The organism is Cupriavidus alkaliphilus, from assembly GCF_014191175.1.
GTDB classification, from domain to species: Bacteria; Pseudomonadota; Gammaproteobacteria; order Burkholderiales; family Burkholderiaceae; genus Cupriavidus; species Cupriavidus alkaliphilus.
Genome location: NZ_JACHWE010000001.1, coordinates 727,889 through 752,293 on the forward strand (window position 1 = coordinate 727,889; position 24,405 = coordinate 752,293).

Annotated in this window: 22 protein-coding genes; 11 read left to right on the forward strand and 11 right to left on the reverse strand. The window is 67.7% G+C overall.

Translation table 11 applies throughout. The features are described 5' to 3' along the window. Positions 1-4: 4 nt before the first annotated feature. From FHX60_RS03475 to FHX60_RS03485, 3 genes are read right to left on the reverse strand one after another with little or no spacing between them, the layout of a single operon-like run. A complete protein-coding gene (locus FHX60_RS03475; RefSeq protein ID WP_112774589.1) occupies positions 5-655 on the reverse strand; it encodes a LysE family translocator in 651 nt (216 codons plus the stop codon). Then, positions 652-1,365 (reverse strand): alanyl-tRNA editing protein, encoded by a 714-nt coding sequence (locus FHX60_RS03480; RefSeq protein WP_183282557.1) that lies wholly within the window; start codon positions 1,363-1,365, stop codon positions 652-654. Before FHX60_RS03480 ends, FHX60_RS03475 begins: the two co-directional genes overlap by 4 nt. 32 nt (positions 1,366-1,397) lie before the next feature. Then, positions 1,398-2,075, reverse strand: coding sequence for a VOC family protein (locus tag FHX60_RS03485; RefSeq protein ID WP_183282558.1), 678 nt, complete (start codon positions 2,073-2,075; stop codon positions 1,398-1,400). 84 nt (positions 2,076-2,159) lie between these two features. Here FHX60_RS03485 and FHX60_RS03490 point away from each other — a divergent pair, with 84 nt between their 5' ends. The 6 genes from FHX60_RS03490 to FHX60_RS03515 all read left to right on the forward strand — a co-directional run bounded on the left by FHX60_RS03490 (position 2,160) and on the right by FHX60_RS03515 (position 8,903). Continuing rightward, positions 2,160-3,707: an aminotransferase-like domain-containing protein gene (locus FHX60_RS03490; RefSeq protein WP_183282559.1), complete on the forward strand. Its 1,548-nt coding sequence runs from the start codon at positions 2,160-2,162 to the stop codon at positions 3,705-3,707. Between the two features lie 117 nt (positions 3,708-3,824). Beyond that, complete coding sequence (gene htpG, locus FHX60_RS03495) at positions 3,825-5,726, forward strand: molecular chaperone HtpG (protein WP_092307299.1); 1,902 nt, start codon at positions 3,825-3,827, stop codon at positions 5,724-5,726. 99 nt (positions 5,727-5,825) lie between these two features. Continuing rightward, positions 5,826-6,338 (forward strand): DNA-deoxyinosine glycosylase, encoded by a 513-nt coding sequence (locus FHX60_RS03500; protein WP_183282560.1) that lies wholly within the window; start codon positions 5,826-5,828, stop codon positions 6,336-6,338. A 232-nt stretch (positions 6,339-6,570) separates the two neighbouring features. After that, a complete protein-coding gene (locus FHX60_RS03505; RefSeq protein ID WP_092307303.1) occupies positions 6,571-7,008 on the forward strand; it encodes a universal stress protein in 438 nt (145 codons plus the stop codon). Positions 7,009-7,222: 214 nt separating this feature from the next. Beyond that, positions 7,223-7,975, forward strand: coding sequence for a hypothetical protein (locus tag FHX60_RS03510; RefSeq protein ID WP_112774594.1), 753 nt, complete (start codon positions 7,223-7,225; stop codon positions 7,973-7,975). Positions 7,976-8,030: 55 nt separating this feature from the next. Further along, the gene (locus tag FHX60_RS03515) at positions 8,031-8,903 is read left to right on the forward strand and encodes a class I SAM-dependent methyltransferase (RefSeq protein ID WP_092307307.1); all 873 of its coding nucleotides are present in this window, start codon (positions 8,031-8,033) and stop codon (positions 8,901-8,903) included. A 55-nt stretch (positions 8,904-8,958) separates the two neighbouring features. Here the strand turns inward: FHX60_RS03515 and FHX60_RS03520 are convergent, their stop codons facing one another. After that, positions 8,959-10,599, reverse strand: coding sequence for an ABC transporter substrate-binding protein (locus tag FHX60_RS03520; RefSeq protein ID WP_183282561.1), 1,641 nt, complete (start codon positions 10,597-10,599; stop codon positions 8,959-8,961). 117 nt (positions 10,600-10,716) lie between these two features. On the opposite strand from FHX60_RS03520, the gene trmB reads away from it, so the two are divergent. After that, positions 10,717-11,403: a tRNA (guanine(46)-N(7))-methyltransferase TrmB gene (gene trmB / locus FHX60_RS03525; protein WP_183282562.1), complete on the forward strand. Its 687-nt coding sequence runs from the start codon at positions 10,717-10,719 to the stop codon at positions 11,401-11,403. A gap of 61 nt (positions 11,404-11,464) precedes the next feature. Here the strand turns inward: trmB and FHX60_RS03530 are convergent, their stop codons facing one another. The 7 genes from FHX60_RS03530 to FHX60_RS03560 form a co-directional block, all read right to left on the reverse strand. Then, on the reverse strand, positions 11,465-12,667 hold the full coding sequence (locus tag FHX60_RS03530) for a DUF2863 family protein (protein WP_062800995.1): 1,203 nt from the start codon (positions 12,665-12,667) through the stop codon (positions 11,465-11,467). Positions 12,668-12,773: 106 nt separating this feature from the next. Then, positions 12,774-12,929, reverse strand: a complete 156-nt coding sequence (locus tag FHX60_RS03535) for a hypothetical protein (RefSeq protein ID WP_165835099.1) — start codon at positions 12,927-12,929, stop codon at positions 12,774-12,776. Between the two features lie 211 nt (positions 12,930-13,140). Next, positions 13,141-15,858, reverse strand: coding sequence for an aconitate hydratase AcnA (gene acnA, locus FHX60_RS03540; RefSeq protein ID WP_183282563.1), 2,718 nt, complete (start codon positions 15,856-15,858; stop codon positions 13,141-13,143). A 276-nt stretch (positions 15,859-16,134) separates the two neighbouring features. Beyond that, complete coding sequence (locus FHX60_RS03545) at positions 16,135-16,716, reverse strand: hypothetical protein (RefSeq protein ID WP_183282564.1); 582 nt, start codon at positions 16,714-16,716, stop codon at positions 16,135-16,137. Positions 16,717-16,891: 175 nt separating this feature from the next. Then, positions 16,892-18,100, reverse strand: coding sequence for a bifunctional 2-methylcitrate synthase/citrate synthase (prpC, locus tag FHX60_RS03550; protein WP_183282565.1), 1,209 nt, complete (start codon positions 18,098-18,100; stop codon positions 16,892-16,894). Positions 18,101-18,153: 53 nt separating this feature from the next. Next, positions 18,154-19,134, reverse strand: a complete 981-nt coding sequence (locus tag FHX60_RS03555) for an HpcH/HpaI aldolase/citrate lyase family protein (RefSeq protein ID WP_092309757.1) — start codon at positions 19,132-19,134, stop codon at positions 18,154-18,156. Positions 19,135-19,262: 128 nt separating this feature from the next. Continuing rightward, positions 19,263-20,246 (reverse strand): malate dehydrogenase, encoded by a 984-nt coding sequence (locus FHX60_RS03560; protein WP_092309754.1) that lies wholly within the window; start codon positions 20,244-20,246, stop codon positions 19,263-19,265. Positions 20,247-20,658: 412 nt separating this feature from the next. On the opposite strand from FHX60_RS03560, the gene FHX60_RS03565 reads away from it, so the two are divergent. The 4 genes from FHX60_RS03565 (at position 20,659) to sdhA (ending at position 24,405) form a co-directional block, all read left to right on the forward strand. Next, positions 20,659-21,561, forward strand: coding sequence for a GntR family transcriptional regulator (locus FHX60_RS03565; RefSeq protein WP_092309751.1), 903 nt, complete (start codon positions 20,659-20,661; stop codon positions 21,559-21,561). Positions 21,562-21,835: 274 nt separating this feature from the next. Beyond that, positions 21,836-22,246 carry a succinate dehydrogenase, cytochrome b556 subunit gene (gene sdhC / locus FHX60_RS03570; RefSeq protein WP_012353373.1) on the forward strand — a complete coding sequence of 137 codons (411 nt, stop codon included), beginning with the start codon at positions 21,836-21,838 and terminating at the stop codon, positions 22,244-22,246. Between the two features lie 11 nt (positions 22,247-22,257). Next, entirely contained in the window at positions 22,258-22,623 is a 366-nt protein-coding gene (gene sdhD, locus FHX60_RS03575; protein WP_012353372.1) for a succinate dehydrogenase, hydrophobic membrane anchor protein, read from the forward strand. Positions 22,624-22,626: 3 nt separating this feature from the next. Then, positions 22,627-24,405, forward strand: a complete 1,779-nt coding sequence (gene sdhA / locus FHX60_RS03580; RefSeq protein ID WP_092309745.1) for a succinate dehydrogenase flavoprotein subunit — start codon at positions 22,627-22,629, stop codon at positions 24,403-24,405.

The window sequence follows — 24,405 nt, forward strand, 5'->3', positions numbered from 1 at the left end:
GTGGTCAGGCAGCCGCGGGCACGCCGGGACGGGCCCCGAGCGCAATCCACAGCGCCGTCAGCGCCAGCGCCGCGCCCATGGCGCGATTGAACCAGCGCACGCGCTGGCCGTGCTGCAGCCACTGCCGCAGCGACGCGCCCACCGCGCCATAGACGCCGTTGCTGACGAAGCCCAGCACGCCGAACACGCCGCACACCAGCAGCACGCGCTGCACCGGCGACGACGCGTCCGCCATGTATGACGCCGCCACCGCCAGCGCCAGCATCCACGCCTTGATATTGGCGTACTGCAGCGCCGCCGACTGCCACACGCTGAGCGGGCGCAGCACCTGCTTTTCGGCCAGCGCCGTGCTGCGCGCGATCTTCCACGCCAGCCACAGCAGGTAGGCGACGCCGGCCGCGTGCACCGCGGCGGCCAGCGCGGGCTGGCCCAGCACCAGCGCGCCCACGCCCAGCGCGCACAGCGCCAGGATGCTGGCAAAGCCGAAGGCGACGCCGACGCAGTGCGGCAGCGTCGCGCGCAGGCCGAAGTTGGCCCCGGTCACCGCGGCGATGGTGGTGTTGGGTCCCGGGGTGAACAGGCCGACCGTCAGCAGCGTCAGCAGCGCCGCGAACTGTGCCGCGCTCAGGCCGGTGAGCAGTGCGGAAGCGGTCATGCGAACGCCACCGCCACGCGCCGGTTGGTGCGGCTTTTCTTTTCGATCCTGGTCACCACCACCGCGCCGATCTCGCCGGTGTTGGCCACGTGCGTGCCGCCGCACGGCTGGCGGTCGACGCCGGGGATCTCGATGATGCGGATGCTGGCCGTGCCCGCCGGCGGCGCGGCGCCAATGGTGCGCACCAGGTCGGGTTGCGCGGCCAGTTCCTGCGGCGTGATCAGGGTGGTGCGCACCGCGGTGTTGGCGCGGATCAGCGCGTTCAGGCGCTCGGTCAGGTCGGCCTTGTCGAGCGTGGATTCGGGCAGGTCGAAGTCGATGCGCGCGGCATCCGGCGAGATGCCGCAGCCGGTCACCGGCACCGGGATCAGCGAGCCCAGCAGGTGCAGGCAGGTGTGCAGGCGCATCAGCCGGTGGCGGCGCTCCCAGTCGATCGCCACGGTGACGCGCTCGCCGACGCGCGGCAGCGGCGCCCCGGCCGCCGGCACGTGCAGGATGCGGCGGCGGTCGTCGGCGTAGACCGTGTCGACGATGGCCACGGTGCGCCCGTCGGCCAGCGCCAGCGTGGCGGTGTCGCCCGCCTGCCCGCCGCTGCGCGCATAACACACGGTCTCGTCGAGTTCGATCCCTTCGGCGCTGGCGGCCACTACGGTGGCGGTGCAGTGGTCGAGATACGGTTCTTCGTCGAAACGCTTGCGGGTGGCGGACATCGGGGGGCTCCTTGGACTTGTTATGGGGATGGCTAGCGCAGGGTGCGGATGCCCTGCGCCGTTTCGATCTCGGCCATCAGGCCGGGCGGGCCGTCGTCCTGCTCCACCGCGAGCAGGTGGTCGGCACCCAGCCAGGCCAGCCCCTGGCGCAGCAGCTCGGCGCGCGGATGGCGCGCGCACAGCCGGCGCAGCGCCAGGTCCTGCCGCGGCAGGCTGGCGCCGGGGGCGGGGGCCACGTCCCACTGGATCAGGCTGGGCAGCGCGCCGTCGCCGGCGCTGCCGGCTTCGCCGGGCCAGGCCGGCAGGCTGCCGTCGGCCGGTACGGTGATGCGCCAGTGCAGGCTGCCGCGGCTCATGGGAATGACGGGGGCGATGCGTTCGGGATACTGCGCCTGCCAGCGGCTCAGGTCGGCGGGCCGTTCCACGCGCGCGGCCCAGTGCAGCAGGAACGGGCCGTCGCGCAGGCGCTGCTGTACTGCATCGCTGTCCAGGCCGAACCAGCGCGGCCGTGCCGGCGCGGCGGCGACCGGATCGATCGCGATCACTTCCAGGTAGATGCCGCCGAACAGGCCCAGCACGCGGTTGTGCGTGCCCATGGCCGCATGCGCGCCGCCGCCCTGGGGCGCAATGCCCAGCACGCCGGCAACGTAGTCCGTGCCGGCGTCGAGGTCTGGGGCGGCAACGACGAGGTGATCGAGGGCTAGCTTCATCTTGGCTTGATGGTAGACAAGGTACTCGGTACAGTACCGGTACAGTTGAGCGGATCGTCTTCAGTACAGTTGCAGGAGCAGCACATGGATGCCCATACCAGCAAGGGCGGCGGCGGAAACAGCGCCGCCGTGGCCAGCCAGAAGGATAGCCGAGGTGGCGCGCCAGCCGCAGCCGGCACTGCGCCGGCGCCCGCGCTGCAACTGGTGCTGCCGTCCACGGCGCGGCTGCCCGACCCGATCCCGTCGGCGCAGATGACGCTGGTCGAGCAACTGACCGAATGGGCGCGCATGCGCATCGACGAGCGCGTGTTCCGCGCCGGCATGCGCATGCCGTCGATCCGGCAGCTGGCGCAGGAGAAGGGCATCTCGCGCTTCACCGTGGTCGAGGCCTACGAGCGGCTGGTGGCGCTGGGCTACCTGGAATCGCGCCGCGGGTCGGGCTTCTACGTGCGCGAGCGGGCCCCGGCCGCGCCGGCGGCGCCGGTCTCGCGCGACGCGCCGGCAGCGCGCAAGATCGACGTGACCTGGCTGCTGCGCAGCATGTTCCATACCGCCGAGGCGCACAAGGCGCCGGGGCTGGGCTTCCTGCCCAACGACTGGCTCGACGGCGAGCTGATCGCCAGCGCGCTGCGCGGGCTTGGCCGCCAGCCCGGCAACCATTTCCTGGCCAGCGGCACGCCGCAGGGCTTCCTGCCGCTGCGCCAGCAGCTGCGCACGCGGCTGGAAGAGCTGGAGATCCGCGCCGGCGCCGAGCAGATCGTGCTGACCTCGGGCATCACCCAGGCGCTCGACCTGATCGCGCGGCTTTACCTGCAACCCGGCGACGCGGTGCTGGTGGGCGACCCGGCGTGGTTCGTGATGTTCGGCCGCTTTGCCGCGCAGGGCGCGCAGGTGATCGGCGTGCCCTACACCGGCGAAGGGCCCGACCTGGAGGCGCTGGAGCGCATCGTGCAGGCGCGCCGCCCCAGGCTGTTCGTGATCAACTCGGTGCTGCACAACCCGACCGGCACCTCGCTGTCGGCCGCCAAGGCCTTCCAGCTGCTGCGCATGGCCGAGCAGTACGACTTCCTGATCGTCGAGGACGACATCTACTGCGACCTGTGCCCGCCCGGCCATGCCGCCACCAGGCTGGCCAGCCTGGACCAGCTGCGCCGGGTGATCTACCTGGGCAGCTTCTCCAAGACGCTGGCGGCCAACCTGCGCGTCGGCTTTGTCGCCGCGCACCCGGAGACGGCCGCGGCGCTGACCGACAGCAAGCTGCTGGCCGGCCTGGCCACGCCCGAGATCAACGAGCGGGTGCTGTACAAGGTGCTGACCGAAGGGCATTACCGCAAGCACGTCGAGCGCGTGCGCACCCGGCTGGACCGTGCCCGCGACGACACCCGGCGCGAGCTGGAACGGCTGGGCCTGCGCCTGTTCCCCGGCCAGCACGCCGGCATGTACCTGTGGGCCGACACCGGCCGCGATTCCAACGCGATCACCACCGCCGGCCATGAAGAAGGCTACCTGTTCGCCCCGGGCAGCCTGTTTTCGCCGTCGCAGATGCCGTCCGGCTGGATGCGCTTCAACGTCGCCAGCAGTGGCGACCCCGACATGCTGCGCTTCCTGGCGCGGCAGCTCGAACGGCTGTAGCCGCGGCAACCGGCGCGCCCCGGGTCTTGAAAATGGCCCGGGCGTCCCTATTTTTGCCGGCACGGCCCCGGCGGCCACCCAACCCATCCAGACTCGCCTGTTTTCAAGAGGAGAACCATGACCGCACCGCACGAGACGATGAGCTTCCAGGCGGAAGTGAAGCAGCTGCTGCACCTGATGATCCACTCGCTGTACAGCAACAAGGAAATTTTCCTGCGCGAGCTGGTCTCGAATGCTTCGGACGCCACCGACAAGCTGCGCTTCGAGGCGATCGCGAATCCCTCCTTGCTGGAAAACGACGCCGACCTGGCCATCCGCATCGAGGCCGACGCCCAGGCGCGCACGCTGAAGATCACCGACAACGGCATCGGCATGAGCCGCGACGAGGCCATCCGCAATCTCGGCACCATCGCGCGCTCGGGCACGAAGGAATTCTTCCAGCAGCTGTCCGGCGACCAGCAGAAGGACGCCGCGCTGATCGGCCAGTTCGGCGTGGGTTTCTACTCGGCCTTTATCGTCGCCGACAAGGTCACCGTGGAAACGCGCCGCGCCGGCCTGGGCGCCGAAGACGCGGTGCGCTGGGAAAGCACCGGCGACGGTGAGTTCACCATCGATGCCATTGCGCGCCCCGAGCGCGGCACCACCATCACGCTGCACCTGCGCGAGGGCGAGGACGATTTCCTGTCGGCCTGGCGCCTGAAGAGCATCATCCAGAAGTACTCGGACCACATCTCGCTGCCGATCCGCATGCCCAAGGAAGTGTGGGACGCGGAGGCCAGCACCTACAAGCGCACCGACGAGTGGGAGAGCGTGAACCAGGCCAGCGCGCTGTGGACCCGCAACAAGTCCGACATCACCGACGAGCAGTACACCGCCTTCTACCAGCACATCGCGCACGACAACGAGGCGCCGCTGGCGTGGACCCACAACCGGGTCGAGGGCCGCAGCGAATACACCCAGCTGCTGTACATCCCGGCGCGCGCGCCGTTCGACCTGTGGGACCGCAACCACAAGGCCGGGCTCAAGCTGTACGTGAAGCGCGTCTTCATCATGGACGACGCCGAGCAGCTGCTGCCGGGCTACCTGCGCTGGGTCAAGGGTGTGGTCGACTCCGCCGACCTGCCGCTGAACGTGTCGCGCGAACTGCTGCAGGAAAGCCGCGACGTCAAGGCGATCCGCGAGGGCTGCACCAAGCGCGTGCTGTCGATGCTGGAAGCGCTGGCCGACGCCGAGGACGAAGCCGAGCGCGCCAAGTACGACACCTTCTGGCAGCAGTTCGGCCAGGCGCTGAAGGAAGGCGCCGGCGAAGACCAGGCCAACCAGGAACGCGTGGCAAAGCTGCTGCGCTTCGCCTCGACCCATAACGACACCGCCGAGCAGAACGTGTCGCTGGCCGCCTATGTCGGCCGCATGAAGGAAGGGCAGGACAAGATCTACTACGTGACGGCCGACACCTGGTCCGCCGCCAGGAACAGCCCGCACCTGGAAGTGTTCCGCAAGAAGGGCATCGAAGTGCTGCTGCTGACCGACCGTGTCGATGAGTGGATGCTGTCGTTCCTGCGCGAGTTCGATGGCAAGGAGCTGGTGTCGGTGGCGCGCGGCGACCTCGACCTGGGCAAGCTGGCCGACGAGGCCGAGAAGGCCGAGCAGGAAAAGGCCGAGGCCGACTGGAAGGACGTGGTCGAGCGCGCCAAGACCGTGCTCGCCGGCAAGGCCAAGGACGTGCGCGTGACGCTGCGCCTGACCGAGTCGGCATCGTGCCTGGTCTCGGACGAAGGCGACATGAGCGGCTACCTGCAGCGCCTGCTCAAGCAGGCCGGCCAGAAGGCGCCCGATGCCCAGCCGATCCTGGAACTGAACCCGGAGCACGCGCTGGTCAGGAAGCTGCGCGACCTGCCGGAGGGCGAGGCCTTCAGCGACCGCCTGCAGGTGCTGTTCGACCAGGCGCTGCTGGCCGAGGGCGGCATGCTGGAAGACCCCGCGGCCTACGTGCAGCGCGTGAACAAGCTGCTGGCCTGAAGCTCGCGATTCGGGCCAGCACGGCGCTGGTTTGCTGCCCTCTCCCGCTTGCGGGAGAGGGCAGGCACTACTCGCGGTGTCTGCATCGCCCCGTTTGCCATGTCCACCCCTACGCCTTCTACGCCCCCCACGGCCGATCTCCACCAGGGCCTGCCCCCCGTCATCGACACCCACACCCGCGTGCTGGTGCTGGGCAGCTTTCCCGGTGCCGCGTCGCTCGCCGCGCGCCAGTATTACGCTCATCCCCGCAACCAGTTCTGGCCGCTGCTGGGCGCGCTGACCGGCGAGCCGCTGCCGCAGCTGCCCTATGCCGAACGGCTGGTGCGGCTGCTGGCGCATCGCATCGGCGTGTGGGATGTGCTGGGCGCGTGCCAGCGCGAAGGCAGCCTGGACAGCAATATCCGCTATCCGCAGGCCAACGATTTCACGCGCCTGCGCGCGCTGGCGCCGTCGCTGCGGCGCATCGGCTTCAATGGCGGCACCTCCGGCCGCTTTGCGCCGCAGTTTGCCGCGCACGGCTACGAGACCGTGGTGCTGCCATCGTCCAGCCCGGCGCATGCCGCGCGCAGCTTCGAGCAGAAGCTGGCGTTATGGCGCAGCCTGCTGGACTGAGGGGCTTGCCGCCGGCATTGGGCGTATGGAATCGGCCTGCCCGGAAGTGACGCGTTCCGGATTGTCGTGGGCCATCGCGCACCTATACTGGAATCGGGCCGGCCCATGATTCCAGACCGGAAGTATCGGCCGCTCCTTGTGCGCCTTGCGGGCTCGCACTTTCTGACGCATGGCGCGAATGCATCGGAAGTGAGTTGCCTGAGCCGGCAAATTTGCAGGCAAGGAGGCAATCATGTTCAAGCATCTGCTGCTGGCGGTCGATGGTTCCGACCTGTCTGAATCGGCATTCCGCAAGGCGCTCGCGCTGGCGCGGGACATGGGGGCGCGTACCACCGCGGTGCGCGTCTGTCCGAACTACCACGTGCTGACCTACCAGGTCGAGATGCTGGAGGACACGCGCGAAACCTACGTCAAGGAAGCGGCGGCGGGCGCCACGCAGTACCTGCGCGAGCGCGCCGAGGAAGCCAGCGCGGCGGGCGTGCCCTGCGACACCGCCTACGCCGTCAACGACCATCCCTACGAAGCCATCATCAAGACCGCCGAGGAGAAGGGCTGCGACCTGATCGTGATGGCATCGCACGGGCGGCGCGGCATCCAGGGCATGCTGATCGGCAGCGAGACGCTGAAGGTGCTGACGCACAGCAAGATTCCGGTGCTGGTCTATCGCTAGCCCGGCAACGCGCGTCAACCAGCAGGCCCCGGCGGGCACCGGTTGCGACACCGGCGCTGCCGGGGCCGCTTTTTTGCCGCGGTCAGGCGCTTCTGGCATCCTGAGGGCCTCGTCGCAGCCCTGTGCTGCGCCTGCGCCCCGGCCCCCCGCCGCGCCTTTCTGTCACAATGCCGGCGGCTGGCGCGCCCGCCACGGTCTCAAAGGTGATCTCCCTATGCGTATCTTCGGCATCAGCATCCATATCATCGTCGCACTGTTCTTTGCCGTGCACGCGGTGCGCACGCACCAGAACATGTACTGGCTGCTGATCCTGTTCCTGTTCCCGGGCCTCGGCAGCGTGGTCTATTTCTTTGCGATCTACCTGCCCGAGCTGCGCCAGTCGCGCGGGGCGCGCGCGGCGACGCGCGCCATCACGCAGCTGGTCGATCCCAACCGCGCCGTGCGCGAGGCCCGCTCGGACTTCGATCGGGCACCGACGGTGGCGCATCGCATGCGCCTGGGCGCGGCGCTGCTGGCCGCCGGCGAGCCGGCCGAGGCGCTGCAGCACTACCAGGCGGCGGCCAACGGCCCGTTCGCGACCGATCCCGCGCTGCTGCAGGGCCTGGCGCAGGCGCAGTTCGCCACCAGCGATGCGCCCGGCGCGCTGGCGACGCTGGAGAAGCTGTTCGCGGCCCAGCCGCACGCGCGCCAGCAGCCGGAGCCGGCCCTGCTGTACGCGCAGGCCCTGGCCGCCACCGGCGCGGCCGGCACGCGCGCCGCCTTCGAGCAGGCGCTGACCAGCGCCAGCGATGCCGCGCCGCGCTGCCTGTTCGCCGACTGGCTGGCGACCCAGCCCGACCCGGCCGACCGCGAGCGCGCGCGGCAGCTCTATGCCGAAATCATCCACGACGCCCGCCACTGGCCGCGCCATGCGCGCGACCACAACCGCGCCTGGCTGCAGCGCGCGCAGGCGGCGCTGGGCAAGTAAATCCGCGTTGGTTCCCATCGCCGGCCGGCGGGGAACGAACGCCTTTCTCGACGACATGACCCTACTGAAACGCAAATCGATTGAAGCCGTGGCCTCGCGCCGTCCGGCACGCGGCACCCGCACCCGGGGCGAGGCCCCTGTCCGCGAAGAAAAACGCATGACGCCGCGCTTCGCGCCGGTGACGTTCTCGGAAATGGAAGGGGTGCGCTACCTGCACTTCGGCACCGAGTGGGTGCAGGGCGCGATGAGGCTGCGCAAGCCGGACGCGATCGAGCTGGAATACGCGCAGCAGATGATGGCCTGGCTGCTGTTCCTGTCGCCGTCGGTCGATGAATTCCATGTGGTCCAGCTGGGCCTGGGCGCCGCCGCGCTGACCAAGTTCTGCCATCGCCAGTTCAGCCGCGCGCGCGTGACCGCGGTCGAGCTGAATCCCGCCGTGATCATCGCCGGGCGCAGCATGTTCGGCCTGCGCGAGGACGACGCGCGCCTGACCGTGCGCGAGCAGGACGCCTGGGACTACGTGATGGACGGCACCCACGCCGGCGCCGTCGACGTGCTGCAGGTCGACCTGTACGACGCCACCGCGCGCGGCCCGGTGCTGGACACCACCGCGTTCTACCGCGCCTGCCGCCGCACGCTGAAGGCCCCCGGCGTGATGACGATCAACCTGTTCGGCGACCACGACAGCTTTCCGAAGAACATCGAGCGCATCTGCGATGCCTTCGACAACCGCGTGCTGGTGTTCCCGGAAGTGCATGACGGCAACATCATCGCGCTGGCCTTCAACGGGCCGGAAATCGATGTGTCGTGGGCGGTGCTGGAAGCGCGCGCCGACGTGGTCGAGGACACCACCGGGCTGCCGGCGCGGGACTGGGTGAAGAAGCTGCGCGCGGCGAATGCGCGGCAGGAAGAGCGGCTGAGGATTTAAGCGCCTCTCTCCCGCAAGCGGGAGAGAGGAGAAAACCCTCGGCGCGCGGACGCCCTCACTCCTTGTGGAAGAACTGCGCCAGCGACCACTCGTCGGTCCGCGCCTCGTACTTCAGTCCTTTCTTCATCGCCCACATCGCCAGCTGGCTGTGCGACGGAATGATGGCGTGGTCGGCCAGCGCGAATTTTGCCGCGGCGCGGGCATTTTCCTCGCGCGCCTTGTCGCTGCTGACCGTGGTCAGCGACTTCTCGATCAGCTGGTCCAGCTGCGGGTTGCTGTACTTGCCCCAGTTCCAGGTACCGTAGCCGGTCTTCGGGTTGGGCGTGCCGGTGATCGAGCGCAGCGCCACGTCGGCGGCGGCCGAGCCCCAGCCCAGCATCTGGAACGCAAACTCGCCCTGGCGCGCGCGCGTGAAGTAGGCGGCCACCGGCATGGTTTCCACCCTGGTCTGGATGCCGATGCGGGTCAGCATGCTGGCGGTGGCCTGCGCCACCGCGGCGTCGTTCAGGTAGCGGTTGTTGGTGGCGTGCAGCGTCAGGCCGAAACCGTCGGGGTAGCCCGCCGCGGCCAGCAGCTTCTTCGCGCCTTCCGGGTCATAGGCCTCGGGTTTGGTGCCGGGGTGCCCGAAGATCTGCGGCGACACGATCGACGACGCCGGCACCGCCAGGCCTTCCATGATGCGGCTGACGATGGCGTCGCGGTTCAGCGCCTTGCTGACCGCCGCACGCACGCGCGCATCCTTGAAGGGATTCTTGCCCAGCGGCTTGCCGGCCTTGTCGGTGACAAAGGGCGGGTTGTCGCGCGACTGGTCCATCTGCCAAAACACCGTGCGCCACGAGACCTGCTGCTCGATCTTGAACTTCGGGTTCTGCTTGAGCTTGGCGACGTCGGCCGACGGCACGCTCTCGATCACGTCGACGTCGCCTGCCAGCAGCGCGGCGCTGCGCGCGCCGTTGTCGGTGATGATGCGGAACACCGCGCGGTCCCACTCGGGCTTGGGGCCCCAGTAGTCGGGATTGCGCGCCATCACGATTTCCTGGCCGCGTGCAAAGCGCACGAACTTGAACGGGCCGGTGCCGATCATGGCCTTGCCTGAATCGAAATCGGTCTGGGTCAGCGTGGCGGCGATCTTCTTCGGCATGATCGGCACGCTGTTCAGGTCGTTGGCCAGGTTGGCGTAGTTGGGCACGCTCATGGTCAGGCGCACGGTGAGCGGGTCGGGCGTGTCGATGCGGGCGATCGGCTTGGTGTAGCTGGTGAACGAGCCCGGGCTGTTGACCAGCTTCTCCGGGCGCTCCAGCGACGCCTTGACGTCTTCGCTGGTAAAGGGCGAGCCGTCGTGCCACTTCACGTTGGGACGCAGCTTGATTTCCCAGGTGATGGCGTTGACCGGCTTCCACGACAGCGCCAGGCCGGGGATGTAGCGGGCGTTCTTGTCCATGAACACCAGCGACTCGAACACATGCAGGGCGATGGCGTTGTTGGGGCCGGCGTTGTTCCAGTGCGGATCCATCGACGTGACGTCGGCCGCCAGACCGATGCGCAGGTCTTCGGCATGCGCGGCGCCGGCCGGCAGCAAGGCGAAAGCGGCGCTGCCGAAGACGACCGCCGCGGCGGCACGGAGCGCCGCGCGGCGCGCGGAGCGGGCGGGGCGGCGCAGCGGATGTTGTGGCGGCAGGGCGTGGCAGGTTGGCATCGGGCAGGCTCCTCGTACGGTCCGCGCGGTCGCGGACGGGTTCTCAGACGGGTTTGTCCCGCATTGTGCCGCTAAAGTGGCATGGTTGCAGCCTTGCCACCGGGGCTGCCCGGTAAAATGGCGTCCATGTTCGCCAATTCCCGCACCATCGTCTCGGCGCAGTCCGATGTCCATGAACACCTGGCCGCGCGCGTCGCGCGCCACCTGGCCGAGCCGTTCCGCAAGCCCATCGGCGAGCCCAGCCGGCGCGAGCTGGGCGCGGCGCTGCAGCGCTGGCAGCAGGCCGGCGGCGCGCCGCTGATCCTCGATGCCGGCTGCGGCGTCGGCGAAAGCACGCTGCGCCTGGCCACGCAGTTCGCCGACCATTTCGTCATCGGCGTCGACCAGTCCGAAAAGCGCCTGGCCGCCGGCAAGGACTGGTGGGGCGACGCGCCGATGCCGGCCAATTTCTGCTGGGCGCGCGCCGACCTGGTCGATGTCTGGCGGCTGCTGCAGGCGGATGCGGTGCCGGTGGCGCGCCACTACGTGCTGTACCCGAACCCGTGGCCGAAGATCGGCCACCTGGGGCGGCGCTGGCAAGGGCACGCGGTGTTTCCGGCGCTGGCGGCGTGTGGCGATTACCTCGAGTGCCGCAGCAACTGGCGCATCTATATCGACGAGTTCGCGCAAGCGCTGGAACTGGTGGGACGGCCGGCGCGGGTCGAGGCCTGGGCGCCGGCGCAGCCGATGACGCCGTTCGAGCGCAAGTACGCGGCCTCCGGCCATGGCTTGTGGCGCTGCGTCAGCGAGCGGCAGCCCGGCTGAACGCCCAATGAGAAACGGCCCGCAGCGCGGGCCGTTTCGCTGTCTCGCGCGTCAGTGCGCGTCAGTGGAACAGCGGCTGCTGCGTGGGCGCGTCTTCCGGCAGTTCGGCGTGCACGATCTCGCCATTGCGGTCGGCGTACAGCGGCGTGCCGCAGTCTTCGCAGTATTCCGGATCGAACAGCGCGGCATGGCGGAAGATGTCCTCGACGCCGGCATTGCGCAGTTCCTCGCAGATCTGCTCGAGCGGATTGCCTTTTTCGTCGGCATCGACCTCGCCGGCTTCGCGGCCGTAGACCGGCCAGACGATGCCGTAGATCACATCCTTCTCGCCGCGCATGGTGAAGCCGACGCGGTATTCCTCGACCACTTCCTCGCCGAAGGCGGCCACCACCGCGGCCAGCTGGCCCGCGGAGATGTCCAGCGTGCCGCACAGGTAGTTGACGGCGGCGCGCACGGTCAGCGGGCGGATGCTCTTGTCGGACTCGCGGCAGGACAGGAAGAACGCGTCCGGCAGCAGCAGCTCGAACTCGCAGCCCGGCAGCAGCAGCGCCACCGACGGCTGCACCTGGCTGCGCCATTGTTCCAGGCAGGTCGAGCGCTCGGCGTGATGGTCCTTGGCGTCTTCCTGCCAGCGGAACAGCGCCTGCTCGCGCGGTGCCACCACCACGGCCAGCAGGTAGCGCGGGTCGGCCAGGATCGGCGCGGTCTCGGGCAGGTCGCGCAGGTCGACCTTGGGGACCGCGCCGGCCAGGGCGGCCGCGGCCAGCTTGTGCGTCAGCGCGAAGGTGTCGCTGTGCGTGCGCGGCAGCTGGTCGATGCTGTACAGGTAGGGCGACAGCGCGACCTTGGTGCCGTTGGCAAGCACGTGTGCCTGCAGGTGCACGGCCAGCGTCTGCGCCAGTTCCGGCTTGAGCGCGCCGGACGGGATGGCGTAGCGGGTGTGCGCGAGGATCGGGGCGGCGATCAGCAGCGCGTCATAGTGCTGGCCGTCGACCTCGATCGAGGCGGATTCGGCCAGCGTCTCGGCCTGCTCGGCGAGCACGTCGGAGGCATCGGCATTGTGCTTGAACAGGTGCTCCAGCGCCGCGTCGAGCGCGGTCTGGCTACCGTTCTTCAGCAGGCGGCCAAGGCGCTGCGAAAGCCGCCGCTCCCAGTATCCGTCCTCCATGCGGCTGCCCGATGCGTCGAGGGCGAGCGCATCGGCCACCAGACGCTCGGCGTCGGGAGAGAGTCGCGGGGAAGCCTTGGGGCGAAAACCTGCCATAGAAAGAAACCGTCCGTTTTTTGCGTAAAACGGTATTCTACTCGTTGCGTTGACAGGGAGACCGCTATATGCGTGCGGTCGATGTGGACGCTACGCCCCGCCGCGCTTATTTCTCGGCCGGAGCGGACGCTGCGGGGGCCGCGGGCGCGTGGCTTTCGACGCTGTGCGACTCGCCGGAAATGGAAACGTCGCTGCCGCCCTTGGTCAGCAGGTAGAGGGCCGCGCCGGCGACCACGATGAATGCGATGAGGATCTTGACCATGGTGTCTCCTGGTTCTGGGTGATGCCGGGGTCCGGCTTCCGGTCATTCGACCGTTGTTGTGCACCACAGTTTGACAGCCATGGCTTGCGTGGAACTTACACGCGCCCGGTGGCGCTCCAGGTGATGCCCGGGTCGCAGACGTCAATGAAAAACGCCGCCCGCCACGCCCTCGGAAGGGCAGGACAGGCGGCGTCCATGGCGCGCAGGGCGCTCAGGCGGCCAGCAGCTGGCGCAGCACGAACGGCAGGATGCCGCCGTGGTTGTAGTAGTCGACCTCGATCGGCGTATCGATGCGCAGCAGCACCGGCACGCGCTGCACGTCGCCATTGGCGCGCTTGATCACCAGCACCACGTCCTGCTGCGGCTTCAGATCGCCGGGGTTGTCCATACCCGTGCCTTCGATGTCGAAGGTCTCGTTGCCGGTGATGCCGAGCGTCTGGGCGCTGTCGGCGCCCTTGAACTGCAGCGGCAGCACGCCCATGCCGACCAGGTTGGAGCGGTGGATACGCTCGAAGCTGCGCGCAATCACGGCCTTCACGCCCAGCAGCTGCGTGCCCTTGGCGGCCCAGTCGCGCGACGAGCCGGTGCCGTACTCTTCGCCGCCGAACACCACCGTGGGCGTGCCCTCGGCGACATACTTCATCGCCGCGTCATAGATCGACATCTGCTCGCCGGTGGGCTGGTGGATGGTGATGCCGCCTTCCACGCGCGCGCCGTCGGCCGTCGGCGGGATCATCAGGTTCTTGATGCGCACGTTGGCGAAGGTGCCGCGCATCATCACCTCATGGTTGCCGCGGCGCGAGCCGTAGCTGTTGAAGTCGGCCTTGAGCACGCCGTGCGACAGCAGGTACTTGCCCGCCGGCGACGTGTCCTTGATCGAGCCCGCCGGCGAGATGTGGTCGGTGGTCACCGAATCGCCGAAGATGCCCAGCGCACGCGCGCCGCGCACGCTGGCCGAGGCCGCCGACGGCTCCATGCTGAAATCGTGGAAGAACGGCGGCTCGGCGATATAGGTCGAGCGGGGCCAGTCGTAGACCTGGCCCTTGGTGCCCTGGATCGCGCCCCACAGCTTGCTCGGCTTCTTGACCTGCTCGTAGTTGCCCTTGAAGGTCTTGGCGTCCATCGCGTACTTCATCAGCGCGTGGATCTCTTCCGAGCTTGGCCAGATGTCGCCCAGCCAGATGTCGCGGCCGTCCTTGCCCTTGCCGACCGGCTCGGTCATGAGGTCGCGCGTGACGTTGCCGGCGATGGCATAGGCCACCACCAGCGGCGGCGAGGCCAGGAAGTTGGCGCGGATGTTGGGGTGGATGCGGGCCTCGAAATTGCGGTTGCCCGACAGCACCGCGGCCGCGACCAGGTCGTTGCTGGTGATGGCCTCGTTCAGTTCCGGCGACAGATCGCCGGCATTGCCGATGCAGGTGGTGCAGCCGTAGGCGGTCACGCCGAAGCCCAGCTGTTCCAGGTACGGCAGCAAGCCCGCGGCCTTCAGGTATTCGGTGACCACGCGGCTGCCAGGCGCCAGCGAGGTCTTGATGTGCGGCGCCACGGTCAGGCCGGCTTCCACCGCCTTCTTGGCCAGCAGGCCGGCGCCCAGCAGCACGCTGGGATTGGAGGTGTTGGTGCACGAGGTGATGGCGGCGATCAGCACGTCGCCGTTGCGCACTTCGATGCCGTCGGCGGTGCTGTAGCTGCGGCCCAGCTCGGCGGCGTCCTTGTTGAAGCCGTTCTCGGCCACCGGCTTGCTGAACAGCGAGGCAAAGGTGCTCTTGACGTTGCCGATCTCGATGCGGTCCTGCGGGCGCTTCGGCCCCGCCAGCGACGGCGCCACCGTGGCCAGGTCCAGCGTCACCACCTTGCTGTAGTCGATCTCGCCGGCCACGGGGATGCCGAACATGTCCTGCGCGCGGAAATAGCCCTCGAACGCGGCGATTTCCTCGTCGGTGCGGCCGGTGCCGCGGAAGTATTCGATGGTCTTCTCGTCCACCGGGAAGAAGCCCATGGTGGCGCCGTATTCGGGCGCCATGTTGCCGATGGTGGCGCGGTCGGGCAGGGCCAGGCTGGCGGTGCCTTCGCCGAAGAACTCGACGAACTTGCCCACCACCTTCTCCTTGCGCAGCATCTCGGTGATGGTCAGCACCAGGTCGGTGGCGGTCACGCCTTCGCGCAGCCGGCCCTTGAGTTCCACGCCGACCACGTCCGGCGTCAGGAAGTACACCGGCTGGCCCAGCATGCCGGCCTCGGCCTCGATGCCGCCGACGCCCCAGCCGACCACGCCGATGCCGTTGATCATGGTGGTGTGCGAATCGGTGCCGACCAGCGTGTCAGGGTAGTAGACGCCGTCCTTCCGGTGCACGCCGCGCGCCAGGTATTCCAGGTTGACCTGGTGCACGATGCCGAAGCCCGGCTGCACCACGCCGAAGGTGTCGAAGGCCTGCATGCCCCACTTCATGAACTGGTAGCGCTCGTTGTTGCGCTGGAATTCCAGCTGCATGTTCAGGTCCAGCGCCTTCTTTTCGCGGAAGTGGTCGATCTGCACCGAGTGGTCGACCACCAGGTCGACCGGCACCAGCGGCTCGATCTGCTTGGGGTTCTTGCCCATCTTCTCGGCGACGTTGCGCATCGCCGCCAGGTCGGCCAGCAGCGGCACGCCGGTGAAGTCCTGCAAGACCACGCGCGCCACCACGAAGGGGATCTCGTCGACGCGCTCGGCGTTGGGCTTCCAGTTGGCCAGCTGGCGGACGTGTTCCTCGGTGACTTTCTTGCCGTCGCAGTTGCGCAGCACCGATTCCAGCACCACGCGGATCGACACCGGCAGGCGGCCGATGTCCAGGTCCAGTGCCTCGCCCAACTTGGGCAGGGAGTAATACTGGCCCTTGCCGGAAGAGCCGATGCTGAATTCTTTTAGCGTGTTCTTGAGGTTGTGGGGCATTGCCGTACTCCGATCGAAGGATGATGCGATGCATTTGGCTCGGACCTGACTCGGGACCCCGATGCGCTGCCGCGGTGATGACCGCGGTCCGAGGCCGGCAGCGCACTGCAACTGCATACTCTAACCGCCGCGCGGCGTCGCCGCCACCCGGCGCGGCAACCCGCCGGTCAAACCACCCCCGGCGCGACCGCCTGCCCGGCCGGGAAGAACCGCCCCGGCAAGGCAAAAAGGGCGCTGGCGGCCACTCATGCGGCCGCCAGCGCCCCCGTCAAGGACTTACTGCTTGGGCGCGGCGGGCTGCTGACCGCCTTCGGTCTGCAGCAGCGGACCGCCCGGCACCTGGGTCGGGCCGCCCGGGGGCGTGACCAGCAGCGGCGAGGTCGCCGGCGCGCGCAGGCCGCCGGCCTGGGTCGGGGCCGCGGCACCGGCCTGCATGGCGGCGCTCTGGCAGTCGTCGGCCAGGCGCTGGCCCAGGTTCTTGTTGAACAGCATGGCCTTGCTCGGGATCACCACCAGGTCCAGGCCGGTGCGGGCGTCGTAGTAGCGGTCGGCGCCGGTCACGGTGGCCTGGCGCGGCAGCTTGTAGTCGCGGCCTTGCCAGTGCAGGGTCAGGACCTCGTCGCGCAGCATGTCGCCGGCGATATACAGGCTGTTGCCCAGCTCGCACTGCCACTTCTCGCCGCTCGGTGCCACCGCGGCAGCGGTGCCGGCCGCGGCGGCTGCGCCTGCGGCGGCCTTCTTCTTGGTCGACGACTTCTTCTTGGTGGTGGTCTTCTTGGCCGGCTCCTGCGCCATCACGGCGGTGGCGGTGGTCAGGCTGAAGGCGCCGATGCAGGCGGCAAGGACAAGATGTTTCATTTTGTGAGTGCCTTTCGGATACTGAAATCGAGTGATGGTCATGTGCCGCCGGCAGGCGGGCGGCGCTGGGATCATTGCCGCCGCTATTCTCTACGATTTGGCCGGGGCGGCGTAGTGCTCTGGGCTTTGGTTACATAATCGGCGCCGCTGTTGGGCCGGCTTCACTTGCGCGGTTTTACTTGCGATGCTTGATCGGCACGAACTTCAGGTTCTCCGGCCCGGTGTAGTTGGCGCTGGGGCGGATGATCTTGTTGTCGATGCGCTGCTCGATGATGTGCGCGGCCCAGCCCGAGGTGCGCGAGATCACGAACAGCGGCGTGAACATCGCGGTGGGCACGCCCATCATGTGGTAGCTGACCGCGCTGAACCAGTCCAGGTTGGGGAACATCTTCTTGATGTCCCACATCACGGTTTCGAGCCGCTCGGCGATGTCGAACATCTTCATCGAGCCGGCGTCCTTCGACAGCCGCCTGGCGACGTCCTTGATCACCTGGTTGCGCGGGTCGCCGGTGGTGTACACCGGGTGGCCGAAGCCGATCACGACTTCCTTGTTTTCGACGCGGCGGGTGATGTCGGCCTGGGCCTCGTCCGGGTTGTCGTAGCGCTTCTGGATCTCGAACGCGACCTCGTTGGCGCCGCCGTGCTTGGGGCCGCGCAGCGCGCCGATCGCGCCGGCGATCGACGAGTACATGTCGGAACCCGTGCCGGCGATCACGCGCGCGGTGAAGGTCGAGGCGTTGAACTCGTGCTCGGCATACAGGTTGAGCGAGGTGTTCATGGCGCGCTCCCACAGCGCCGACGGCTTCTCGCCGTGCAGCAGGTGCAGGAAGTGGCCGCCGATCGAGTCGTCGTCGGTCTCCACCTCGATGCGGCGGCCGTTGTGGCTGTAGTGGTACCAGTACAGCAGCATCGAGCCGAGGCTGGCCATCAGCCGGTCGGCGATGTCGCGCGCGCCCGGGGTGTTGTGGTCTTCCTTCTCCGGCAGCACCGTGCCGAGCACCGACACGCCGGTGCGCATCACGTCCATCGGGTGCGCGCTGGCGGGCACCCATTCCAGCGCCGCCTTCACATTGGCCGGCAGGCCACGCAGGCTCTTCAGCCTGGCCTTGTAGGCGGACAGCTCGGACTTGGTCGGCAGCTTGCCGTGCACCAGCAGGTGGGCGATTTCCTCGAACTCGCAGGTCTCGGCGATATCGAGAATGTCGTAGCCACGGTAGTGCAGGTCGTTGCCGGTACGGCCGACGGTGCACAGCGCGGTATTGCCGGCGGTCACGCCCGACAGCGCGACGGATTTCTTGGCCCGCGGCGCCGCCGGCGCGCTGGCCCCGGTGTCGGGTGCGGGGTCGGGCGTGGGGTCGGTCGCGGCGAGCTTCGAGGCAGGCATCCGTGTCTCCTTGGGCACTGCGGATGATGATGGGATGGGTTCGTGGACCGGCTTCAGCCGAAGAACAGCGCTTCCACATTGGCCGGCAGCGGCGTGCCGGTGGCCTGCGCGCGCTGCAGCAGCGACCAGTAATAGCGGTAGCTGGCGCGGTCGTGCAGCTGCCCTTCATGGCGGATCGGCGCCCAGTTGTTCTCGTGCGCGGCCAGCAGGATCTGGCTGGCCGCGCCGATTTCTTCGGCGCCGGGGCGGAACGCCGCCACGATCGGGGCGATCTGGCCCGGATGGATGCTCCACTTGCGCAGGTAGCCGAATTCGCAGCGCGCGCGCAGCGCATCGTCGCCGGCGCGCTGCGGCGCCTGCACGTCGGTGCTGACGTTGTGCGACGGCACCTTGCCGTGGCGGTGGCACGCGGCCGAGATTTCCAGCATGGCGCGGCGCACCAGCGGGTGCTCGAACTGCTGCGGCGAGCGCATGGCCTCGCCGGGGATCGCGCCATGGTGCGCCGAGACAAAGTCCATCAGGCCGAAGCTCAGGCATTCCACCTGCACCAGCGCGGCGATATCGAAGGCCTGCTCCAGCGCGGCATGGGTTTCGATCAGCACATGGATCGGGATATGGCGGGCAATGCCGGCGCTGCGCGCGACCTGGTTGACATGGTCGGTCACGCGCGCCACCTCGACCACGTCGGTGACCTTGGGCACCACCACATAGGCCAGCCGCGCCCCGGCGGCGCGCACCAGCACGTCGACGTCCTGGCGCCAGCTGGGGTGGGCCGGGTCATGGATGCGCACGCCCACGCGGTTGTGGGCATTGAGCGGGCCGTTGACCAGTTGCGCGCACAGTTCGGCGTGCTCGTGCTCGTGGCCCACGGCGGCGCCGTCCTCGCAGTCGAAGGTGATGTCGAAGACCGGGCCAAGCTCTTGTTGCAGGGCCAGCGACTTGCGCATGAGCTTTTCGCTGCCCGCGTAATGGTCACACACCGGCAACTGGACCGGGATGGCTTCGCCCTGGAACAAGACCTCGGAAGGATGCACGTGGATTCGGGAAGTTGAAGTTGGCGGACAGGGCAGGGCGCCTGGGCGCTGCCTATGAAAAAACCGGGGTCCGCGCCGATTCTTGAATCGTTGCGGAACCCCGGTCCTTTTTTCGAGCGTTCGGAAGATCAGCCCAGCAGATGCTGCACGCCGGCCTTTTCTTCTTCCAGTTCATTCAGGGTGATGTTGATCTTTTCCTGGCTGTAGGCGTCGATCTCCAGACCCTTGACGATTTCGTACTTGCCGTTGGCGGTGGTCACCGGGTAGCCGAACATGGTGTCGGCCGGGATGCCGTACTCACCGTTGGACGGGATGCCCATGGTGACGACCTTGCCGTTGCTGCCCAGCACCCAGTCGCGCACGTGGTCGATGGCGGCGTTGGCGGCCGAGGCGGCCGACGACAGGCCACGGGCCTCGATGATGGCGGCGCCGCGCTTGCCGACGGTCGGCAGGAACACGTCGTTGTTCCACACCGGGTCGTTGATCAGGTCCTTGACGCTCTGGCCGTCGACGGTGGCGTAGCGGTAGTCGGCGTACATGGTCGGGCTGTGGTTGCCCCACACGAACAGCTTCTCGATCGACGACACCGGCTTGCCGGTCTTGGCGGCGATCTGCGACAGCGCGCGGTTGTGGTCCAGGCGCAGCATCGCGGTGAAGTTCTCGCGCGGCAGGTTGGGGGCCGACTTCATGGCGATGTAGGCGTTGGTGTTGGCCGGGTTGCCGACCACCAGCACCTTGACGTTGCGGCTGGCGACTTCGTCCAGCGCCTTGCCCTGCACCGTGAAGATCTGGGCGTTGGCTTCGAGCAGGTCCTTGCGCTCCATGCCCTTGCTGCGCGGACGGGCGCCCACCAGCAGGGCCACGTCGGCGTCCTTGAAGGCAACCTTGGGGTCATCGGTGATGACCACGCCGGCCAGCAGCGGGAACGCGCAGTCTTCCAGCTCCATCACCACGCCCTTGACGGCTTGCTGGGCTTGCGGGAGGTCGAGCAGTTGGAGGATGACCGGCTGGTCTTTGCCCAGCATGTCGCCGTTGGCGATGCGGAACAGCAGGGAGTAGCCGATCTGGCCAGCGGCGCCGGTCACTGCGACGCGCATTGGGGCTTTAGCCATGAGTAAATCTCCAAACGATAGAAGGGGGGATGCCGGTCGGTGGCGCGCCGGCGCCATGCAGAGGCGCGCGGTGTGTCACCGGGTGCTGGTTGTCGCCACAGCGGGGAGCGGCCGTCCGCCGGAGCCAGGTGGCGGGGCCGGTGGGGGAGAGCCACAACGGGTCATGGTGATGCAACAAAGCGTTAGTCTACTGCGAAGCGAGGCGCCATTTCCAGACCGTGCCGCCGCGGACGCGGTACATTTCCGCCCTGGGGCGGCAGCTGGCGGGCCTGGAGGCGGGCGATCGCGGGCGTGGACCAGCGCGAGTGTAGGCCTGGCCTCTCTATCCTGTCAATTCATATGTCTTATATAAGACATAAGACAATTAACGTAAGGCTGGACGTTACTCGCCCTTTTGTGGTGAAATCGCGCTATGTCCTCCCTGCCTACGTCCCTGACCGGCGCAGCCACACCCGGCGCGCAGGAATCTGGCGCCGCCACGCCTGGCGCCGGGACGCAGCCGCTTTCGCCGCCGGCGCCCGCGCCGGCCGCCGCGCCGCAGGCCGCCCCGCCAACTGGTGCCGCTTCTGGTCCCGCTCCTGGTCTGCAGTCAGTGCCATCGCCCACGTTCAGCCCGCTTTACCAGCAGATCAAGGCGCTGATCACGCGCAGCCTGCAATCCGGCGAATGGAAGCCGGGCGAGATGATTCCCAGCGAGATGGAGCTGGCGTCGCGCTACAAGGTCAGCCAGGGCACGGTGCGCAAGGCCATCGACGAACTGGCCGCCGAAAACCTGGTGGCGCGCCGCCAGGGCAAGGGCACCTTCGTGACCACGCACCATGAAGACGTGGTCAAGTTCCGCTTCCTGCGCCTCGTCCCGGACGAGGGCGAACCCCATTATGGCGCCAGCCATGTGCTGGAATGCAAGCGCCTGCGCGCCCCGGCCGAGATCGCGCGGCTGCTCGACATCCGCACCGGCGACAGCGTGGTGCAGATCCGCCGGGTGCTGACTTTCTCCGGCGAATCGACCGTGCTGGACGAAATCTGGCTGCTCGGCGCCAACTTCAAGGGCTTGACCGCGGAAAAGCTGACCGAGTGGAAGGGGCCCATGTATGCATTGTTCGAGGCCGAATTCGGTACGCGCATGATCCGCGCCTCGGAGAAAATCCGCGCCGTGCCGGCCGATGAAACCGCGGCCGGGCTGCTGTCCGTGCCGGTGGGCTCGCCGCTGTTGTCGGTCGAGCGCGTTTCCTACACCTATGGCGACCGTCCCGTGGAAGTGCGCCGTGGGCTTTATGTCACGACCCGGCACTATTACCAGAACGACCTGAGCTGAAACGCGGCGCCGCCCCCTGCACGCGCGCTGGTTATTGTCGGTTGGCCATGGAAATGCCGTCTGTTGCGCGACGCGGAGGTTGTCGCGGGGCGCGGGCCGTCCAATGTGCTTTGTGTGCGATTGTCGGGCGGCGCTTGTCGGGGTGTGATAGCAGAAAATTATTGGTGCAGCGCGCAACAAAGGCGCTAAAATCTCATGGATTTGCCCTAATGCATCCCGTTGCATGCAGGCAATGGCAGTTTCGTTTCTTTGTTTACCGCTAATGGGGTCTCGCATGGCTGAAGCCGTCAAACAAGCCAGGCCGGAGTTCCGGAATATCGGTATTTCGCAGATCGCGAAATACCGGTTGCCCTGGGCCGGCAAGGTATCCATCCTGCATCGCGTGAGCGGTGCACTGATGTTCCTCCTCCTTCCCTTCGTCCTGTATCTGTTTGAGCAGAGCATCACCTCCGAACTGAGCTTCGCAAAGTTCTCGGCCCTTCTGTCCGGCGGCTTTGTCAAGCTGGTTGTGCTGGCCCTGATCTGGGGTTATCTGCATCACTTCTGCGCCGGGATTCGCTTCCTGCTGCTGGATGTGCACGTTGGTGTCTCCAAGCCCGCCTCGGCCAAGTCTGCCATCAGCGTGCTGGTTGTGAGCCTGCTGCTTACCCTGATTTTCGGCCTGAAGCTGTTCGGCCTGTTCTGAGGAGAATCAAGGTGGCAAATAACAATATCGGTCCCAAGCGTCTTGTCGTCGGTGCGCACTACGGTCTGAAAGACTGGCTCGCGCAACGCGTCACCGCCGTGGTCATGGTGGTCTTCACCGTGATCCTGGCGATTGCCTTCCTGCTGTCGAACGGCGCTTCGTATGAAGCGTGGGCAGGGCTCTTCGCCAACCAGTGGATGAAGATCATCACGTTCCTGACCATTCTGTCGCTGCTGTATCACGCCTGGATCGGCGTGCGCGATATCTGGATGGACTATGTGAAGCCGATGGCGGTGCGCCTCGTGCTGCAAGTTCTTACGATTCTGTGGCTCGTCGGTTGCGCGGGCTACGCTGCTCAGATTCTCTGGAGGGTGTAATAAATGGTCGCAGTCAAGACTGGATTGCCGCGTCGCCGCTTTGACGTGGTCATCGTCGGTGCTGGCGGCGCCGGGATGCGCGCATCCCTCCAGCTCGCGGAAGCCGGCCTGAACGTGGCCGTGCTGTCCAAGGTGTTCCCGACCCGCTCGCACACCGTGGCGGCGCAGGGCGGCATCGGTGCCTCGCTGGGCAACATGAGCGAGGACAACTGGCACTATCACTTCTACGACACCATCAAGGGCTCGGACTGGCTGGGTGACCAGGACGCGATCGAGTTCATGTGCCGGGAAGCGCCGAAGGTCGTGTACGAGCTCGAGCACTTCGGCATGCCGTTCGACCGCAACCCCGACGGCACCATCTACCAGCGCCCGTTCGGCGGCCACACCGCCAACTACGGCGAGAAGCCGGTGCAGCGCGCCTGCGCCGCGGCCGACCGTACCGGCCACGCGCTGCTGCACACGCTGTACCAGCGCAACGTGCGCGCCAAGACCCACTTCTTCGTCGAATGGATGGCGCTGGACCTGATCCGCGACCAGGACGGCGACGTGGTGGGCGTGACCGCGCTGGAAATGGAAACCGGCGAGGTCTACATCCTCGAGGCCAAGACCACGCTGTTCGCGACCGGCGGTGCCGGCCGCATCTACGCCGCTTCCACCAACGCCTTCATCAACACCGGCGACGGCCTGGGCATGGCCGCCCGCGCGGGCGTGCCGCTGGAAGACATGGAGTTCTGGCAGTTCCACCCGACCGGCGTGGCCGGCGCGGGCGTGCTGATCACCGAAGGCGTGCGCGGCGAGGGCGGTATCCTGCGCAACAAGGACGGCGAGCGCTTCATGGAGCGCTATGCCCCGACGCTGAAGGACCTGGCGCCGCGTGACTTCGTCTCGCGCTCGATGGACCAGGAAATCAAGGAAGGCCGCGGCTGCGGCCCGAACGGCGACTACGTGCTGCTCGACCTGACCCACGTCGGCGCCGAGACCATCATGAAGCGCCTGCCGTCGATCCGCGAGATCGGCCTGAAGTTCGCCAACGTCGACGCGATCAAGGAACCGATCCCGGTGGTCCCGACCATCCACTACCAGATGGGCGGCATCCCGACCAACTACCACGGCCAGGTAGTGGTGCCGAAGAACGGCAACCCGAACGAGGTCGTCAACGGTTTCTACGCGATCGGCGAATGCTCGTGCGTGTCGGTGCACGGCGCCAACCGCCTGGGCACCAACTCGCTGCTCGACCTGGTGGTGTTCGGCCGCGCCGCCGGCAACCACATCATCGCGCAGAACCTGAAGCAGAAGGAACACAAGCCGCTGCCGGCCGATGCCGCCGACCGCGCGCTGTCGCGCCTGGCCAAGCTGCAGGCCTCGTCGTCGGGCGAGTACACGCAGGATGTCGCCAACGACATCCGCAAGAACATGCAGTCGCATGCCGGCGTGTTCCGTACCCAGAAGCTGATGGACGAAGGCGTCGAGCGCATCCTGGAAGTGTCCGAGCGTGCCGACAACATCCACCTGAAGGACAAGTCCAAGGTCTTCAACACCGCGCTGGTGGAAGCCCTGGAAGTGGCCAACCTGGTGGAAGTGGCCAAGGCCACCATGATCTCGGCGGCCGCCCGCAAGGAATCGCGCGGTGCCCACGCGCACAGCGACTTCCCCAACCGCGACGACCAGAACTGGCTCAAGCACACGCTGTTCTACAGCGAAGGCAACCGCCTCGACTACAAGCCGGTGAAGATGGAACCGCTGACGGTGGAAAGCGTGCCGCCGAAGGCCCGCACGTTCTGA